Origin of the sequence: Acidovorax sp. FG27, from assembly GCF_040365715.1 — a bacterium.
Taxonomy (GTDB): domain Bacteria; phylum Pseudomonadota; class Gammaproteobacteria; order Burkholderiales; family Burkholderiaceae_C; genus Paracidovorax.
Genome location: NZ_BAABVY010000010.1, coordinates 174,918 through 191,012, shown reverse-complemented (window position 1 = coordinate 191,012; position 16,095 = coordinate 174,918). Strand labels below are relative to the sequence as shown.

Below are 16,095 nucleotides of genomic sequence, written 5' to 3'. Positions count from 1 at the left end.
GCCGACATCGCCCGCGCGACGCCGCGGCGCTGGCGGCGCAACCGGTCCGGGCGAACAATGAGAGCGCGGCGGTCATGGCGACTGCGTCGGGTGTCGGGACTGTCCGGCGTTACTTGCGGTTGGTGTAGATCTGGTCGAAGCTGGCACCGTCGGCGAAATGGTCCTTGTCCGCCTGCGTCCAGCCGCCGAAGGCCTGGTCGATGGTCACCAGCGTGAGCTTGGGGAACTGCTTGTCGTACTTGGCCTTGGCCTTGTCGCTCGTCGGGCGGTAGAAGTTCTTGCCGGCGATGTCCTGGCCGTCGTCGGAATAGAGGTACTTCAGGTATTCCTCGGCCAGCGCGCGCGTGCCCTTCTTGTCGACCACCTTGTCCACCACCGCCACCGACGGCTCGGCCAGGATGGAGAGCGAGGGCACGACGATCTCGAACTTCTCGGTGCCGAATTCCTTGAGCGCCAGGAAGGCCTCGTTCTCCCAGGCCAGCAGCACGTCGCCCACGCCGCGCTGCACGAAGGTGATGGTGGAGCCGCGCGCGCCGGTGTCGAGTACCGGCACGTTGCGGTAGAGCTTGGCCACGTAGTCCTTGGCCTGGGCATCGCCGCCGTACTTGCGCTTGGCGAACTCCCACGCCGCCAGGTAGTTCCAGCGGGCGCCGCCCGAGGTCTTGGGGTTCGGCGTGATCACCTGCACGCCCGGCTTGACCAGGTCGTCCCAGTCCTTCAGCGCCTTGGGGTTGCCCTTCTTCACCAGGAAGACGATGGTGGAGTTGTAGGGCGCGGAGTTGTGCGGCAAGCGCTTTTGCCAGTCAGCCTTGACCAGCCCGTGCTTGACCAGCGCATCGATGTCGCCGCCCAAAGCCAGCGTGGCCACGTCCGCGTCGATGCCGTCGATGATGGAGCGCGCCTGCTTGCCCGAGCCGCCGTGCGACTGCTTGAACTGCACGTCCTGGCCGGTCTTGGCCTTCCAGTGCTTGCCGAAGGCCTGGTTGTATTCCACGTACAGCTCGCGCGTGGGGTCGTAGGAAACGTTCAGGAACTGAACCGGCTCGGCCAGCGCCGGCAATGCCGTCAGGGACAAGCCGGCGGCCAGGGCGGCGGCAAAAGGAAACTTGATAAAGTCGCGGCGCACGTTCATGAGAGGCTTTCTGGTCATTGGGGAAGTCGGTGCCGATCACCGATGCCACGGATTCTGAAAGCCCACTCTTAAAACTGGAACAACTTAAATTTCAGTTTCAAATTCCCAAAACATCTAATCAAACCCCGAAGGACACCCGATCCATGGCACGCACCGTTCAATGCATCAAGCTCGGCAAGGAAGCCGAAGGCCTCGACTTCCCCCCCTACCCCGGCGAGCTGGGCAAGCGTATTTACGAAGGCGTGAGCAAGGAAGCCTGGGCGGGCTGGCTCAAGCACCAGACCATGCTGGTGAACGAGAACCGCCTGAACCTGGCTGACGCCCGCGCCCGCCAATACCTGGCGCGCCAGATGGAAAACCACTTTTTTGGCGGCGGCGCAGACGCCGCGGCGGGCTACGTTCCGCCCACGGCCTGACATCCGTCGCTGCCGGCCCGGCGCGCCTGCCGCAGGCGGCCGGGCTTTTTCTTTTCCGCGCTGGCTGACCCAGCGCAAGCAGCAGCGAACGAGCCGGCTGCCGCGCTCGCCGTTCCCCGCCGTGCCCAGACAATCCCCGCATGTCCGAACCCATCGAATGGATGCCTGACGGCACGCCTTACAGCCCGCGCTTCGGTGACCGCTATCACAGTGAAGACGGTGGCCTGACGCAGGCCCGTTCCACCTTTTTGCAGGGTTGCGGACTGCCCGGCGCCTGGGCCGGCCAGCCGCACTGGCGCATCCTGGAGACGGGCTTCGGCTTCGGCCTGAACTTTCTCGTCACCTGGACCGCCTGGCGGGCAGACCCGGCGCGCTGCCGGCTGCTGCATTTCACGTCGTGCGAGGCCTGGCCCGTGGGCGCGGACGACCTGCTGCGTGCCGCCTCGCAGCACCCGGACCTGCTGCCGCTGGCGCGCCAGCTGCACGCCCAGTGGTGGGGCCTGCTGCCGGGGGTGCACCGGCTGGCCTTCGACGAGGGCCGTGTGCTGCTCACGCTCTTCGTGGGCGACGCCCAGGCGATGCTGCGCCAGCAGACGCCGCAGGCCGACAGCATCTACCTGGACGGCTTCAGCCCGCAGCGCAACCCCGGCATGTGGGACGCGCAGATGCTCAAGACCGTCGCCCGCTGCTGCCGGCGCGGCACGCGGCTGGCCACCTGGACCATCGCGCGCCCGGTGCGCGACGCCCTGGCGCAGTGCGGCTTCACCGTGCGCAAGGTCCCGGGCGCGCCGCCCAAGCGCGACAACCTGCAGGCCACGTTCGACCCCGCCTGGGAGCCACGCGCCGCGCCCGCTCCGCTGGGCGGCAGCACCGCCCCGGCCACGCCGCCGGGCGACTGCCTGGTCATCGGCGGCGGGCTGTCGGGCTCGGCAGTGGCCGCCAGCCTGGCCCGGCGCGGCTGGCAGGTGCGGGTGCTGGACCGGGGCGCGTCGCCCGCCGCGGGGGCCTCGGGCCTGCCGGCCGGCGTGTTCGCGCCGCACCTGTCGCAGGGCGACAACCCGCTCTCGCGCCTGTCGCGCAGCGGCGTGCGGGCCACGCTGCAGGCCCTGACCGCATCGCCCGCGCTGACCGAGGGCGTGGACTGGAGCGCCTGCGGCGTGCTGGAACGCATGCTGGACGGCCCGCTGCGCCTGCCTGCCGCCTGGGCGTCGGGCGAAGGCGCGGGCGAATCCGCGGGTGCAGAGTGGAGCCGGCCCGCAGGCGCCGACACGCTCGCCGCCGCCGGCCTGCCGGCCTCGGCGCCGGCTTGCTGGCACGTGCGCGCCGGCTGGCTGCGGCCGGCCCGGCTGGTGGGCGCGCTGCTGCAATCCCCGGCGATCGCCTGGCAGGGCTCGGCCACCGTCGCCGGCCTGCGGCGGGTCGCCTCGGCGGGCGGCACCCCGCGCTGGCAGGCCCTGGGCCCCGGCGGTGCGGTGCTGGCCGAGGCGGCCCACGCCGTCGTCACGGCGGGCTACGACAGCCGCGCCTGGTTACCCGCGCACTACCCCTTGAACGCATTGCGCGGCCAGGTGAGCTGGGGCCTGCGCGCCGACAGCCCGCCCGGCGCGGCGGCTGCCTGGCCGCCCTTTCCCGTCAACGGCCACGGCAATCTGGTGCCACGGGCCGGCGCCGGCGCGCAAGCCATCTGGGTCATGGGGTCGACCTTCGAGCGCGGTGAGACCGCGCTGCCGCCCTCACCCGCATCCCAGGCCGAGGCCCACGCCGCCAACGCAGCGAAGCTGGAGTCGCTGCTGCCGGACCTGGCCGCCCGCCTGGCGCCTGCCATGACCGGCCCGGGCGCCGCGCCCGGCCACTGGGCCGGCGTGCGCTGCACCGCGCCCGACCGCCTGCCCTTCGTCGGGCCGGTGGACGCCGTCCACCAGCCCGGCCTCTGGGTCTGCACCGCCATGGGCGCACGCGGCATCACGCTGGCGCCGCTGTGCGGCGAGCTGCTGGCCGCGCGCATGGCGGGCGAGCCCCTGCCCGTGGACGCGCGGCTGGCCCGCGCGCTGGCGACGGAGCGCTGGACCGGCCGCTCAACCGGCGCCTGACCCTCCAGGCCGCGCCGCTGCGGCCTTGCGCGTAGGAATCCACATCCCCAGCAGCCCCGCCGCCGTCAGCGACAGCAGGCCGGTGACGGCGATGCCGCCCGCCAGCGAGACGGTGGCCACCAGCGCCGACAGCAGCGCCGGCCCGCAGGAGCCGCCCAGGTCCGACAGGAAGCGCCACACGGCCAGGAAATACGGCCGCCCGTGGCGCGGCGAGAAGTCGGCGCCCAGCGTCATGATCAGGCCCGAGCCGATGCCGTTGCCCAGGCCGATCGCGGTCGCCGCGATGAGCAGCGTCGTGAAGCCGGTGGTGAACGGCATGCACAGCATCGCCACGCCGATGATCGCCATCGACGGCACGGCCACCCAGCGGCGGCCCTTCAGGTCCATCACCCGGCCAGCGGGGTAGAAGAGCAGCATCTCGATGCCGCCGGCGATGCCGTAGATCACCGACGTGAGCGCCGGCGCCAGCAGCAGATGGTCGGCCCAGAGCGGAATCACCGCCTGTCGCGAGGCGCGCACCGCGCTCACCAGGGCCACGCCCAGGCCCAGGGTCAGGAACACGCGGCGGTGGTCCGCCAGGATGGAGCGCAGGTTCACCGGCGCCGGGGCCGGCCCGCCCGCCGGCTGCGCGGGCGCCACCAGGTCGGGCAGCCGCGCCCCGATGGCGGCTGCGGCCAGCACGCCGGCGATGCCCACGGCGAACGCCGCCTTCAGCCCGAAGGCGTGCACCGCCGCCGCCGAGAGGAACGGGCCGATGAACATGCCGATGCGCATCACCCCGCCCAGCGTGGACAGCGCCCGCGCCCGGTAGGCCGGCGGCACGGCTTCCGTCAGGTAGCTTTGCCGCGCCAGGTTGTAGATGGCCTGCGACATGCCCACCATGCAGCAGCCGATGGCCAGCGGCACCACCCCGGGCAGCAGCACCGCCAGCAGCATGCCCAGGGCGCTCCACAGGCCCGCCGCCACGATGGCCCAGCGCTCGCCCCAGCGGATGGTGATGACCGAGGCGGGAATGTTGTTGAGCAGCGAGCCCAGGCCGATCAGCGTGACGACGAAGGCCGCCGTCGGCACGGACGCGCCCAGGTCGCGCGCCAGCAGCGGCACGATGGGCAGGATGGCGCCTTCCCCCACGCCGAACAGCAGCGAGGGGCCGAAGGCGGGTAGCGCGATGCGCCGCCAGGAGAAGGCGTCCTGGCCGCCGTCGCCGGCGGCGGCGGTGGGAGCAGGAGCCGCGGGGGAAGCGGTACGGGCGTCGGCAGGATCGGTCATCAGGCGAAAAATCGGCAGGGAGCGGCAGGGAGCGCGGGAGGCGGGCCAAGGCGGCGTGCGAACGGCGTCACGCGCACCCGCCGCGCCACGATACGCCAAGCCCGCGCCGCTGGCCCGGCCGCAAGCCGTCGTTCCAGTCCAGCCGCCGCCAGGGGTCGATCTTTATACCCAGATCGATATACCGGAAGGAGCAAACAATAGTTTGAAACCATAAACGATGTGTCTACAGTCACGCCCCATGCACGACTTGGCGTTCGTTGTCGCGGGATTCGCAGTGGGTTTGATCGTCGGCCTGACAGGGGTCGGCGGCGGCTCGCTGATGACGCCGCTGCTGATCTTCTTCTTCGGGGTGAAGCCGCACATGGCCGTGGGGACCGACCTCCTGTTCGCCGCCTTCACCAAGATGGGCGGCACGGTGAGCCTGGCGCGCCAGCGCCTCGTGCCCTGGCGGGTGGTCGGGCTGCTCTGCGCGGGCAGCATTCCGGCGGCGCTGGTGGCGCTCTGGGCGCTCGACCGCATGGGCCCGGCCAGCCACGCCGCCCAGCAGATCATGACCACCACCCTGGGTGTGGCCCTGCTGCTCACGGCGGCCGCCATGCTCTACAAGGCCGTCGCCTTCTCGCCCGCCCGTGCCGCCGTGGAGCAAGCCCGGCGCGCCGGCGTGAGCGAGGCCGAAGCCACCCGCCCGCGCCACTGGAGCCTGCCCGTGCTGATGGGCGCGGTGATCGGCACCCTCGTCACCTTCACCTCGGTCGGCGCGGGCGCGATCGGCGTCACGGTGCTGCTGATGGTGTTCCCGCTGCTGCCGCTGCCGCGCATCATCGCGGCCGACATCGCCTACGCCGTGCCGCTCACGCTGGTCGCAGGCCTCGGCCATGCCTCGCTCGGCTCCGTGGACTGGCCACTTCTGCTCCAATTGCTGGCTGGCTCGCTGCCGGGCATCTGGCTCGGCTCGCGCCTCGTCACCCGGGCACCGGAGCGGCTCATCCGCTCGGCCCTTTCCGTGCTGCTCGCCTGGGCAGGCGCCAAACTGGTTCTGATCTGAGCACCACAAAAAGTGTGCACCCCCCCATGTACCAATACACCGAATTCGACAAACAGTTCATTCGCCTGCGGGCCGAGCAGTACCGCGACCAGCTCGAGCGCTACCAGGCCGGCACGCTCCTGGGCGATGAGTTCAAGCCCCTGCGCCTGCAAAACGGGTGGTACGTGCAGCGCTACGCCCCCATGCTGCGCGTGGCCGTGCCCTATGGCGAGCTCTCCAGCACCCAGTTGCGCGTGCTGGCCCGCGTGGCCCGCGAGTACGACCAGCCGGACGCCACCCTGCTGGCCGACGCGCAGGCCGCGCAGGAAAAGCTGGGCGACATCCCGCTGGCCGACGGCCGCCGCATCAACACCCGCCTGAAGTACGGCTACGGCCACTTCACCACCCGCACCAACGTGCAGTTCAACTGGATCCCGCTGGACAAGAGCGCCGACGTGATGGACCTGCTGGCCAGCGTGCAGCTGCACGGCATCCAGACCAGCGGCAACTGCATCCGCAACATCAACAGCGACGCCCTGGCGGGCATCGCCGCCGACGAGATCGCCGACCCGCGCCCGTTCGCCGAGATCCTGCGCCAGTGGAGCACGCTGCACCCCGAATTCGCCTTCCTGCCGCGCAAGTTCAAGGTGTCGCTGAGCGGCGCCCGCGAAGACCGCGCCGCGCTGGGCTGGTACGACGTGGGCCTGCAGTTGCTCAAGAACGAGGCTGGCGAGCTGGGCTTCAAGGTGCGCGTGGGCGGCGGCATGGGCCGCACGCCCACCATCAGCCCGGTGCTGCGCGAGTTCCTGCCCTGGAACCAGCTGATGAACTACCTGGAGGCGGTGATCCGCGTCTACAACCGCTACGGCCGGCGCGACAACCTCTGGAAGGCGCGCATCAAGATCCTCGTCAAGTCCGAAGGCCAGAGCTACATCGACCAGGTGGACGAAGAGTTCCGCCAGATCGTGGAGGTGGAAGGCGGCCCGCACACCATCACCCAGGCCGAATACGACCGCGTGGCGGCCAACTTCCGCGAGCCCGCGCTCGACCTGTCGCCCGCCGACGCCGAGGCCGAAACCCTGGCGCTGCTGCGCGCCGCGGCAGGCGAAGACCGCAACTTCGGCCGCTGGCTGGAAAGCAACGTGCTGCCGCACCGCCTGCCGCAGCTGCGCGCCGTGGTGCTGTCGTTCAAGCGCCTGGGGTACGCGCCCGGCGACGCCACCGCCGACCAGATGGACGCCGCCGCCGACCTGGCCGACCGCTTCTCCCACGGCGAGATGCGCGTGACGCACGAGCAGAACCTGGTGCTGCCCTGGGTGCGCCGCGACCAGCTGCCCGCCCTCTACAAGGCGGCCAAGGCACTGAGCCTGGCCCAGCCCAACATCGGCCTGCTGACCGACATGATCGCCTGCCCGGGCGGCGACTTCTGCTCGCTGGCCAACGCCCGTTCGCTGCCCATCGCCGAGGCCATCACGGAGCGCTACCAGGACCTGGACGAGCTGTGGGACCTGGGCGAGATCGACCTGCACATCAGCGGCTGCATCAACAGCTGCGGCCACCACCACAGCGGCCACATCGGCATCCTGGGCGTCGACAAGGACGGCAAGGAGTGGTACCAGGTCACGCTGGGCGGCGCCGACGGCTCCGACCTCTCGGGCCCCGCCCAGCCGGGCAAGGTCATCGGCCCCTCGTTCAGCGCCTCCGAAGTGCCGGGCGTCATCGAAGCGCTGCTGGCCACCTACCGCGAGCACCGGCAGGCCCTGCCGGCCGACGCCGCCCACGGCCCGCGCCACGAGCATTTCATCGACACGGTGCGCCGCGTCGGCATCGAGCCCTTCAAGGCCGCCGGCAATGCCGCCCGCCACCCGGCCGACGCCGACCAAGCCGCCACCGCCTGAGCTACATCCTGGGAATTACTATGAAATTGATAGCTGTCAGCGCTCATACCACCGGCGCGGAAGGCCAAAAAGTGCTTGAACTGGCGAACGACGCCGACCCGCTGCTGCAGGACCTGTCGGGCGTGACGCGCATCGACCTGCACTTCCCCAAGTTCAGCGACGGCCGCGCGTTCAGCCAGGCCCGCCTGCTGCGCGGCCGCATCCGCTTCACCGGCGAAATCCGCGCTACCGGCGACGTGCTGGTGGACCAGGTGCTGCAGATGGCGCGCTGCGGGTTCGACGTGGCGGTGCTGCGCGAAGACCAGGACCTGGCCGCCGCCGAACGCCAGCTGCACCGCTTCCCGGCCTTCTACCAGGGCGACGCGCAGCACGCGCTGCCGCACTTCCGCCAGACCGAAGCAGCCTGAACCACCGGCACATTCCCGATACCGACCCCGCGAAAGAAGCCCCGCGCATGAACGCCCGCATCGACGAACCCCTGGCCGCCACGGCGGCCCTGAGCCAGCTCAGCAACCGCCACCTGGACGCGCTGGAAGAAGAAACCATCTTCATCCTGCGCGAGGTGGCCGCCGCCTTCGAACGCCCTGCCCTGCTGTTCTCGGGCGGCAAGGATTCGCTGGTGATGCTCAAGTGCGCCGAAAAGGCTTTTGGCGCGGGACGGCTGCCCTATCCCCTGCTGATGATCGACACCGGCCACAACTTCCCCGAAGTGACCGACTTCCGCGACTTCCGCGCCAAGGAGTTGGGCGCCGAACTCATCGTGCGCAACGTGGAGGACTCGATGGCCCGCGGCACCGTGCGCCTGGCCCACCCGGGCGAGTCGCGCAACGTGCACCAGTCGGTGACGCTGCTCGAAGCCATCGAGGAGTTCCGCTTCGACGCGCTCATCGGCGGCGCCCGCCGCGACGAGGAAAAGGCCCGCGCCAAGGAGCGCATCTTTTCGCACCGCGACAGCTTCGGCCAGTGGCAGCCCAAGGCGCAACGGCCCGAACTCTGGACGCTGTTCAACACGCGCCTGGCCCCCGGCGAGCACTTCCGCGTGTTCCCGATCAGCAACTGGACCGAGCTGGACGTGTGGCAGTACATCGAGCGCGAGAGCATTGCCCTGCCCAGCATCTACTACACCCACAAGCGCCAGGTGGTCGAACGCAAGGGCCTGCTGATGCCGGTGACCGAACTCACCCCGCCGCGCGACGGCGAAACGGTGGAAACCCGGGACGTGCGCTTTCGCACCGTGGGCGACATCACCTGCACGGCCCCTGTGGAAAGCACGGCGGCCACTGCGGCCGACATCGTGCTGGAGACGCTGGCGGCCGACGTGAGCGAGCGCGGCGCCACCCGCATGGACGACAAGACGAGCGATGCGTCGATGGAAAAGCGCAAGAAGGATGGATATTTCTGATGAACACTATTGATTTGATAGCAGCAGGCGCAGGCGGATCAAGCGCTGCAGGCCAAAACGACCATCAATCCGCCCTCAAGTTCATCACCTGCGGCTCGGTGGACGACGGCAAGAGCACGCTGATCGGCCGCCTGCTGGTGGACAGCCGCGCCGTGCTGCAGGATCACCTGGCCGGTGTGCAGCGCGGCGGTGAGACCGATCTGGCCCTGCTGACCGACGGCCTCTCGGCCGAGCGCGAACAGGGCATCACCATCGACGTCGCCTACCGCTACTTCGCCACCGAAACACGCAAGTTCATCATCGGCGACGCGCCGGGCCATGAGCAGTACACCCGCAACATGGTCACCGCCGCCTCTTCGGCCGATGCCGCCGTGGTGCTGGTCGATGCCACCAAGCTCGACTGGAAGAACCCGCAGCTCGCCCTGCTGCCGCAGACGCGCCGCCACTCGCTGCTGGTCAACCTGCTGCGCGTGCCCTCGCTGGTGTTCGCGGTGAACAAGCTGGACGCGGTCGAGGACCCGGCCCTCGCCTTCACGCACATCCGCGCCGCGCTGGAACGGTTCGCCCGGGCCGCCGGCATCGCCGTGCGCGCCACCGTGCCCGTGTCGGCCCTGAAGGGCTGGAACGTGGTCGATGCGCACGCCGGCTGGTGCGGCTACGAAGGCCCCAGCCTGCTCGCCATCCTGGAGCAGTTGCCGCACACGCCCGCCGACACGGCGCTGCCGGTGGCCTTCCCGGTGCAGTGGGTCGAGAAATTCTCCGGCTCGGCCGATACCTCGCAGGGCCGCCGCGTGTTCTGGGGCCGCGTCGCGGCGGGCCGGTTCACGCCCGGCACGGCCGTGCAGGTCTTCCCGAGCGGCCAACGGGCCACCGTCGCCCAGGTGCTGGACCATGCCCGCCGCCCCGGCGACGTGGCCGCCGGCACCAGCGCCGGCATCGTGCTCGACCGCGAGGTGGACGTCTCGCGCGGCGACTGGCTGCTGGCCGCGCCCGTGGCGCCCGTGGCTGCGGCGGCGGACGACGACTTCGGCGACACCCCCGCCGCCGCATCGCCCTGGCCCGGCCAGCGCGAGCTGCGCACCACCATCGCCTGGATGGACGACGAGCCGCTGGTGGCGGGCCGCGTCTACTGGGCGCTGCACGGCCACCGCTGGGTCAAGGCCAAGGTGCGCCGCGTGGTGCACCGGCTGGACATCAACACCCTGGCCGAGGAAGAGGCCAGCCAGCTCGACCCCAACGCCATCGGCCACGTGGAGCTGGTGCTGCAGGAGGCACTGCCCGCCGCGCCCTTCACCCAGGCCCGCGTGCTGGGCTCGCTGATCCTGGTCGACACCGCCAGCCACAAGACGGCCGGCGCCGTGCTGGTGAACTGATCCAGCGCACGAATCCTTTCCGCCGCAAGGGACGGGGCCGCGAGGCCCCGTGCCTGAAACGGCCTAAAATCGCGGGTTACCCCCGATTACACAGACATCTTCGACCCATGACTCACGTCGTTTCCGAGAACTGCATCAAGTGCAAGTACACCGATTGCGTGGACGTGTGTCCCGTGGACTGCTTCCGCGAAGGCCCGAACTTCCTCGTCATCGACCCCGATGAGTGCATCGACTGCGCCGTGTGCATTCCCGAATGCCCGGCCAATGCGATCTACGCGGAGGAAGACCTGCCGGCCGACCAGATCGCCTTCATCAAGCTCAACGCGGAACTCTCGCCCCAGTTCAAGAGCATCACCAAGCGCAAGCCGGCCCTGCCCGACGCCGACGAGTGGAACGGCAAGCCCGGCAAGATCGCCGACCTGATCCGCTGATCCCTCCCCCGGTGCCTGCCCTGGAGACCAGCCCACCCATCGCCGCCGACGCCGTCGTCATCGGCGCGGGGCCCGTGGGCCTCTTCCAGGTGTTCCAGCTGGGCCTGCAGGGCATCGCCGCCCACCTGATCGACGCCCTGCCCCACACGGGCGGCCAGTGCGCCGAGCTGTACCCCGACAAACCCATCTACGACATTCCCGGCGTGCCGGTGTGCACCGGCCGGGAGCTGGTCGCGCTGCTGGAGCGGCAGATCGCGCCGTTCGCACCCGAGCGGCACCTGGGCCAGACCGTGGCGGCGCTTTACCTCGAAGACGACGGGCGCGTGCTGCTGGAGACCTCGGCCGGCACGCGCCTGCTGGCGCGCACGGTGGTCATCGCCGCCGGCGTGGGCGCGTTCGTTCCGCGCACCGTCAAGGCGGACGGCATCGATGCCTTCACCGGCCGGCAGGTGCTCTACCACCCCGACGCGGCCGCGCTGGGCGCCCGCCTCGCCCGGCGGCACGTGGTCGTGCACGGCGGCGACGAGCCGGCCGTGATGGCGGCCCTGGCGCTGGCCCAAGGCGACCCGCAGGCACCCGCGAGCGTCACCCTGCTGCACCGGCGCGATGCGTTCCAGGCGCCGGACGCGGCCCTGGCCGAACTGGCCGCGCTGCGAGAAGCCGGCCGCATTCGCGTGGTGGCCGGGCAGATCACCGGCATCGCCGTGTCGGAAGACGGCGGCACGCTGCAGGCGCTGCGTCTGGCGCTGCCGGACGGCGGCGAGCAGCAGCTGCCGCTCGACTGGCTGCTGGCCTACCTGGGCATCTCCCCGCGCCTGGGACCGATCGCCGACTGGGGCCTGGCCCTGGACCGCAAGCAGCTGGTGGTGGACACCGCCAGCTTCCGCACCAGCGTGCCGGCCATCCACGCGGTGGGCGACATCAACACCTACCCCGGCAAGCGCAAGCTGATCGTGTGCGGCTTCCACGAGGCCACGCTGGCCGCCTTCGGCGCCGCCGAGGCGCTGGCCGGCGACGCGGTGGCGCTGCAGTACACGACCACCAGCACGCGCCTGCACGAACGGCTGGGCGTCGCTCACCCGATCCGCTGAACCGGCGGGCCAGCCGCCCGCGGTCGCATCGACCGGCTGGCGGCGGGCCAGGTCGGCTCCCCATCAGCCATAGAACCCGTGCAGGAACCAGCGGCCCTGCAGGTCGCGAAAGATCCACACATGGCCCACGACGCGGTTGTGCGCCACGAAATAGTCGCGCCGGGTCGGGCCGCAAGCCGCCTCGCCCGGCTGGCCGGCCGCCAGCGCGCCGTCCGGCTCGGCCGGCTCGGCCTGGTGGGCGGGGGCGGAGGCTTCGCGCGCCTCCCACCATGCGGTCTCCAGGCGCTGCGGCCCCACCAGCAGGCGCAGGGGGCCTTGCAGGCAGGGGCGGCTGCCCTGCAGCACCAGCAAGCGGGGCGGCTGCACCAGCCAGGTGGGCCACAGCACGGCCCGGGCATCGGCCGGGGCAGCCGCCTTGGCCGATGCGCCCCTGCCGCGGGCCGCCGCGCCTGCCGTTTTTCCCGCCTCCAGCGGCTGCCATTGCTGCATGGCTTCGGGCCGGTGGTCGGCCACCAGGCACAGGCCCTGCACGCGCTCCGCGCCCAGCCGGGCGGACAGGCGCTCCTGCAACTGGTGCCAGGGCTCGCCGGGGGTGTCGCTCGGGCCGGGAGGCAGCAGGCTGACGCTGCCCTCCACCCAGGGCGCCGTCTGCAGCGCCCGCAAGGCGATGCGGTTCACCGGGGCGGCCAGCCGCTGACGGCCCAGGCGTTCGGCCAGCAGGCGCCGCAGGTGGGCCATTTCCTGCGCGGGCTGGGCGGTGCGCACCTCCAGCGCCTGCCAGTCCGGCAGATCCACCCCGTCGATGCGCCGCAGGTCGTGCCGCCAGGCGAGCGACAGCGCCAGCACCCCCTGGTGCCGCGCCTGCAGCCACGACTGCAAGGCGCCCAGCAGCCGGCTGGCGGACCAGAGCAGGCTGTCGGCCGACTCGGCCAGCGCGGGCAATTCGGCCTCCAGCGCGAAGCAGTCGGGCGCCTGCAGCCAGGGCGGCAGATGCTGCACGTCGCCCCAGGCCCGGTCCAGCGCCAGCAGGGGGCCGGCGCCCAGCCGGCGGGCCAGGCCCGCGCGCGGCAGGGCCCGCACGGCGCCCCAGGTGCGGCAGCCCATGTGCTCCAGGTCGGCCGCGTGGGGGCGCAGCTCGCTCAGGGTGCGCAGGGGCAGATCGTGCGGCAGCCGGCGCGGCAGAGGCCGGCCCGCCTGCAGCAGCCGCAGCTGCGCCAGGGCCTGCAAGGCGGTGGGGGCCTGCGCGATGCAGGCGGCTTGATCGGCGGGGTCGGCGCTGGGGTCGCCGGGTGGCGGCGTGGCGCGCTCCGCACGCCCCTGGCCGGCCAGCGGCACCGGGCAGTGCTGGCGCAGCAAGCGCACCAGGGCCGGCAGGCCGCCCCAGAGCCGGGCGGTGCCGCCCACCTCGACGAGCAGGCCCTCTTCCAGCAGCGCCACGCGCGGGCTGAAGCGCAAGGCCCACCAGCCGTGCGCCTGCGCCGGCACGCCGCTGGGCGCGCTGTCAGGCGCGGGCAGAGGAAGTGCGATCCAGTGCATGGAATGCCCACTCGCCCTGCGCAGCCGCCGCCCCCACCGGCGGTTCGGTGGGCAAGCCGAGGGCGCGCAGCGCCTGCAGGCGCTCCTGCCGTTGCTGCCATTGCTGCCGGGCGGCCTCCTGGGCGCTCTGCCGGCGCCGGGCCTGGGCCTGCAGCACGGCCAGCAACCGGGCGTCGCAGACCGGCAACAGCACGGGTGCCAGCACGGGCGGCCCCCGCCGCTTGAGTACATGCACCTGGACCACCTCGACCTCGGCGGGGCCCGCGCCTGCCGCCCGCGCCCAGAGCCGCAGCGGCGCGGGCGAAGCCTGCTGGCGCAGGTGTTCGGGCCGGAACACCCAGAGCAGGCGCCCCTGCTGCGCCGCCGCCAGCTGCAGCCGCCGCAGTACCTCGGGCGCGGTCTGCGGCAGCCAGGCCAGCACCGCCAGCACGTCACGGCAGCGCAGGGCCTGCTCGGCCGCCCAGGCGGCCTGTGCCCCCTGGTGCGGCCCGGCGACGATGTGGCACACCCGGTCCGCCGGCAGGCCGCCGGCCGCCAGCACCGGCCCGAACGGTGCATGGGGCGGCGCCACCAGCACCACCCGGCCGGGCGCCCCGTTCCCCACGGCGCCGGCCAGGGCGGGCAGCACCAGCCGCCATTCGTGAAAGGCATGGGGCGGCAGCAGCACCTCGGACATGGCGCCCATCGGCCAGCCGCCGCCGGGCAGCTGCGCATCCAGCGGCGCATGGCCGGAAGGCTGCGTGCGCTGCGGGGCCTGGGCCACGCCGTCGCCACGCCAGACGCCTGGCACGTTGCACCCCGCATCACGCCCAGGGTCGGGCGCATGGCCGCGCCTGTCGCCCGCGCATTGCACGGCCGCCCCGAGCGGGGAGGCGGTGGCGGTGAGCGGGGGTGAACTGGGCATGGGGCGACCTCGATACTGTTCAAATATACAGTATCAAAACCTTGCCTGCCACCGGGTTGCCAACGACTTTGCGTAGGCCGAAGGCGCAGGTGAAGGCCCCGCCGCTGCCGTGGCTCAGGGCCAGCGCGGGGGATGCGTTCCCGGCGGCATGGACGGCCGCGCCCAGCCCGCCGGGGTGCGCCCCAGTTGCGCGCTATGCCGGAGGGCGTACAGCCGGCCGAAGCCGGAGTCGGCCACCTCCAGCCAGGGCGTGCGGTCGGGCGCCTGCGCGGCCAGCCCCTGCGGCAGCCGGCCCAGGCTGCGCAGCCATTGCCCCGTCTGCGCCAGCGACACCTGCACATGCCACTGGCCGCCCTCGCGCTGCTGGCGGCGCAAGGCCGCGGCCGCTCCGAAGGCGATGAGATAGCCGGTGGCTTCGTCGAGGATCTGCATCGGCAGCGCCTGGGGCGCGCCGCCAGCGGCCGCCTCGCCTTCCGCCTGGTTGAAGCCCATGGCGGTCTGCACCAGGGAATCGAAACCGCGCCGCCCGGCCCAGGGCCCCTGGGTGCCGTAGGCGGACAGCGACACCTGGACGATGCCCGGCCGCAACGCCGCCACGTCGTGCGGCCCCCAGCCCAGGGCCTGCAGCCCGCCGGGGCGGTAGCCTTGCACCCACACGTGCGCGTCCGCCAGCAGCGAGCGCAGAGCGGCCCGGCCCTCGGCAGAGCGCAGGTCGATGTGCGTGGACAGCTTGCCCCGGCTGGTGTCGGCGATGGCGGCGATGTTGGGCAGGTGCGGCGCGTTCACCAGCATGACGTCGGCCCCGTAGGCCGCCAGCGCCTTGCCGCCGACCGGGCCAGCCAGGATGCGGGTGAGGTCCAGCACCCGCACGCCTGCCAGGGGCCGGTCCTGCGCGGACAGCGCGGGCAGGCGCAGCGGCGGCGCATCGCCGGGCAGGCGCTCGATGGTGAAAAGAGGCTGCGCGGCGTTGGCGCGGCCCTGGGGCGTGGCGTCCCATTCGGCAAAGCTGCGCAAGGCGGTGGCGACCAGGCCGGCCTGCGCCGCGGCGTCTTCGAAGTCCTTGGCGCGCCAGCGGCCCAATGCGGCCTGCACATCGGCTCGCTGGGCCTGCCCGGGCTGCAGGCCCAGCAGGCGCAGGGCGCCGTCCCGGTGGTGCGCGAAGTTGGCATGGATGCGAACGAAACCGTCCGCGCAGCGGTACAGGCCCGAGAGCGCATCCCACAGTTCGGGCGCCAGCCCGTCCAGGCTGAACCAGCCGGTGCATTCGGTGGCGGCATGGGCGCTGTCCACCATGACCTGCTGGCGGCCTGTGCCGCGCTGGTGGGCCAGCTCGCAGGCCGCGAGCGCCGCGGCGGCGATGCTGGCCTGCGCGGCCACGCCGACCGCGAACGACGAAGGCAGGTCGGCCGCCGAGCCGGTCAGCCGGGCGAAAGCCAGGGCCTCTGGCGGCAGGCCGGCCTGCCGCCAGAGGCCGCGCAGGGCTTCATCGGCCGAAACCGCGCCGGGTGGTTGCACGCCGGACGCCACGA

General features: G+C 72.1%; 14 protein-coding genes. 9 read left to right on the top strand and 5 right to left on the bottom strand.

Annotated elements, in window-relative coordinates; all coding sequences use genetic code 11:
- Positions 1–109: 109 nt before the first annotated feature.
- Positions 110–1,132 (bottom strand): sulfate ABC transporter substrate-binding protein, encoded by a 1,023-nt coding sequence (locus ABWV53_RS14750; RefSeq protein ID WP_353366891.1) that lies wholly within the window; start codon positions 1,130–1,132, stop codon positions 110–112.
- A gap of 143 nt (positions 1,133–1,275) precedes the next feature.
- Between ABWV53_RS14750 and ABWV53_RS14745 the strand changes: the two genes are divergently transcribed.
- Both ABWV53_RS14745 and mnmC read left to right on the top strand, forming a co-directional pair.
- Positions 1,276–1,548: an oxidative damage protection protein gene (locus ABWV53_RS14745; RefSeq protein ID WP_353366890.1), complete on the top strand. Its 273-nt coding sequence runs from the start codon at positions 1,276–1,278 to the stop codon at positions 1,546–1,548.
- Positions 1,549–1,688: 140 nt separating this feature from the next.
- Positions 1,689–3,638, top strand: a complete 1,950-nt coding sequence (mnmC, locus tag ABWV53_RS14740) for a bifunctional tRNA (5-methylaminomethyl-2-thiouridine)(34)-methyltransferase MnmC2/FAD-dependent 5-carboxymethylaminomethyl-2-thiouridine(34) oxidoreductase MnmC1 (protein ID WP_353366889.1) — start codon at positions 1,689–1,691, stop codon at positions 3,636–3,638.
- On the opposite strand, the gene ABWV53_RS14735 is transcribed toward mnmC, so the two are convergent.
- The gene (locus ABWV53_RS14735) at positions 3,624–4,907 is read right to left on the bottom strand and encodes an MFS transporter (RefSeq protein ID WP_353366888.1); all 1,284 of its coding nucleotides are present in this window, start codon (positions 4,905–4,907) and stop codon (positions 3,624–3,626) included. The two genes, mnmC and ABWV53_RS14735, sit on opposite strands and share 15 nt — an antisense overlap.
- Positions 4,908–5,145: 238 nt before the next feature.
- Here ABWV53_RS14735 and ABWV53_RS14730 point away from each other — a divergent pair, with 238 nt between their 5' ends.
- The 7 genes from ABWV53_RS14730 (at position 5,146) to ABWV53_RS14700 (ending at position 12,126) form a co-directional block, all read left to right on the top strand.
- Complete coding sequence (locus ABWV53_RS14730) at positions 5,146–5,952, top strand: sulfite exporter TauE/SafE family protein (protein ID WP_353366887.1); 807 nt, start codon at positions 5,146–5,148, stop codon at positions 5,950–5,952.
- A 26-nt stretch (positions 5,953–5,978) separates the two neighbouring features.
- Complete coding sequence (locus tag ABWV53_RS14725; RefSeq protein ID WP_353366886.1) at positions 5,979–7,829, top strand: nitrite/sulfite reductase; 1,851 nt, start codon at positions 5,979–5,981, stop codon at positions 7,827–7,829.
- A 20-nt stretch (positions 7,830–7,849) separates the two neighbouring features.
- Complete coding sequence (locus tag ABWV53_RS14720; RefSeq protein ID WP_353366885.1) at positions 7,850–8,236, top strand: DUF934 domain-containing protein; 387 nt, start codon at positions 7,850–7,852, stop codon at positions 8,234–8,236.
- A 47-nt stretch (positions 8,237–8,283) separates the two neighbouring features.
- Positions 8,284–9,231: a sulfate adenylyltransferase subunit CysD gene (gene cysD, locus ABWV53_RS14715; protein ID WP_353366884.1), complete on the top strand. Its 948-nt coding sequence runs from the start codon at positions 8,284–8,286 to the stop codon at positions 9,229–9,231.
- Positions 9,231–10,604 carry a sulfate adenylyltransferase subunit 1 gene (locus ABWV53_RS14710; RefSeq protein WP_353366883.1) on the top strand — a complete coding sequence of 458 codons (1,374 nt, stop codon included), beginning with the start codon at positions 9,231–9,233 and terminating at the stop codon, positions 10,602–10,604. The genes cysD and ABWV53_RS14710 overlap by 1 nt, the downstream gene beginning before the upstream one ends.
- Positions 10,605–10,711: 107 nt before the next feature.
- Positions 10,712–11,035 carry a ferredoxin FdxA gene (gene fdxA, locus ABWV53_RS14705; RefSeq protein WP_353366882.1) on the top strand — a complete coding sequence of 108 codons (324 nt, stop codon included), beginning with the start codon at positions 10,712–10,714 and terminating at the stop codon, positions 11,033–11,035.
- 20 nt (positions 11,036–11,055) lie between these two features.
- The gene (locus ABWV53_RS14700) at positions 11,056–12,126 is read left to right on the top strand and encodes an NAD(P)/FAD-dependent oxidoreductase (RefSeq protein WP_353366976.1); all 1,071 of its coding nucleotides are present in this window, start codon (positions 11,056–11,058) and stop codon (positions 12,124–12,126) included.
- Positions 12,127–12,189: 63 nt separating this feature from the next.
- Here the strand turns inward: ABWV53_RS14700 and ABWV53_RS14695 are convergent, their stop codons facing one another.
- The 3 genes from ABWV53_RS14695 to ABWV53_RS14685 form a co-directional block, all read right to left on the bottom strand.
- A complete protein-coding gene (locus ABWV53_RS14695) occupies positions 12,190–13,662 on the bottom strand; it encodes a DNA polymerase Y family protein (protein ID WP_353366881.1) in 1,473 nt (490 codons plus the stop codon).
- The gene (imuA, locus tag ABWV53_RS14690; protein ID WP_353366880.1) at positions 13,628–14,566 is read right to left on the bottom strand and encodes a translesion DNA synthesis-associated protein ImuA; all 939 of its coding nucleotides are present in this window, start codon (positions 14,564–14,566) and stop codon (positions 13,628–13,630) included. The genes ABWV53_RS14695 and imuA overlap by 35 nt, the downstream gene beginning before the upstream one ends.
- 114 nt (positions 14,567–14,680) lie before the next feature.
- Entirely contained in the window at positions 14,681–16,081 is a 1,401-nt protein-coding gene (locus ABWV53_RS14685; protein WP_353366879.1) for a CoA transferase, read from the bottom strand.
- Positions 16,082–16,095 lie beyond the last annotated feature (14 nt).

Bases quoted from the DNA above. Each gene is read 5' to 3' on its own strand.
- ABWV53_RS14725 (WP_353366886.1), top strand. From the start codon at position 5,979: ATGTACCAATACACCGAATTCGACAAACAGTTCATTCGCCTGCGGGCC.
- ABWV53_RS14735 (WP_353366888.1), bottom strand. From the start codon at position 4,907: ATGACCGATCCTGCCGACGCCCGTACCGCTTCCCCCGCGGCTCCTGCT.
- ABWV53_RS14720 (WP_353366885.1), top strand. From the start codon at position 7,850: ATGAAATTGATAGCTGTCAGCGCTCATACCACCGGCGCGGAAGGCCAA.
- imuA (WP_353366880.1), bottom strand. From the start codon at position 14,566: ATGCCCAGTTCACCCCCGCTCACCGCCACCGCCTCCCCGCTCGGGGCG.
- cysD (WP_353366884.1), top strand. From the start codon at position 8,284: ATGAACGCCCGCATCGACGAACCCCTGGCCGCCACGGCGGCCCTGAGC.
- ABWV53_RS14710 (WP_353366883.1), top strand. From the start codon at position 9,231: ATGAACACTATTGATTTGATAGCAGCAGGCGCAGGCGGATCAAGCGCT.
- ABWV53_RS14695 (WP_353366881.1), bottom strand. From the start codon at position 13,662: ATGCACTGGATCGCACTTCCTCTGCCCGCGCCTGACAGCGCGCCCAGC.
- ABWV53_RS14730 (WP_353366887.1), top strand. From the start codon at position 5,146: ATGCACGACTTGGCGTTCGTTGTCGCGGGATTCGCAGTGGGTTTGATC.
- ABWV53_RS14745 (WP_353366890.1), top strand. From the start codon at position 1,276: ATGGCACGCACCGTTCAATGCATCAAGCTCGGCAAGGAAGCCGAAGGC.
- ABWV53_RS14750 (WP_353366891.1), bottom strand. From the start codon at position 1,132: ATGAACGTGCGCCGCGACTTTATCAAGTTTCCTTTTGCCGCCGCCCTG.
- fdxA (WP_353366882.1), top strand. From the start codon at position 10,712: ATGACTCACGTCGTTTCCGAGAACTGCATCAAGTGCAAGTACACCGAT.
- mnmC (WP_353366889.1), top strand. From the start codon at position 1,689: ATGTCCGAACCCATCGAATGGATGCCTGACGGCACGCCTTACAGCCCG.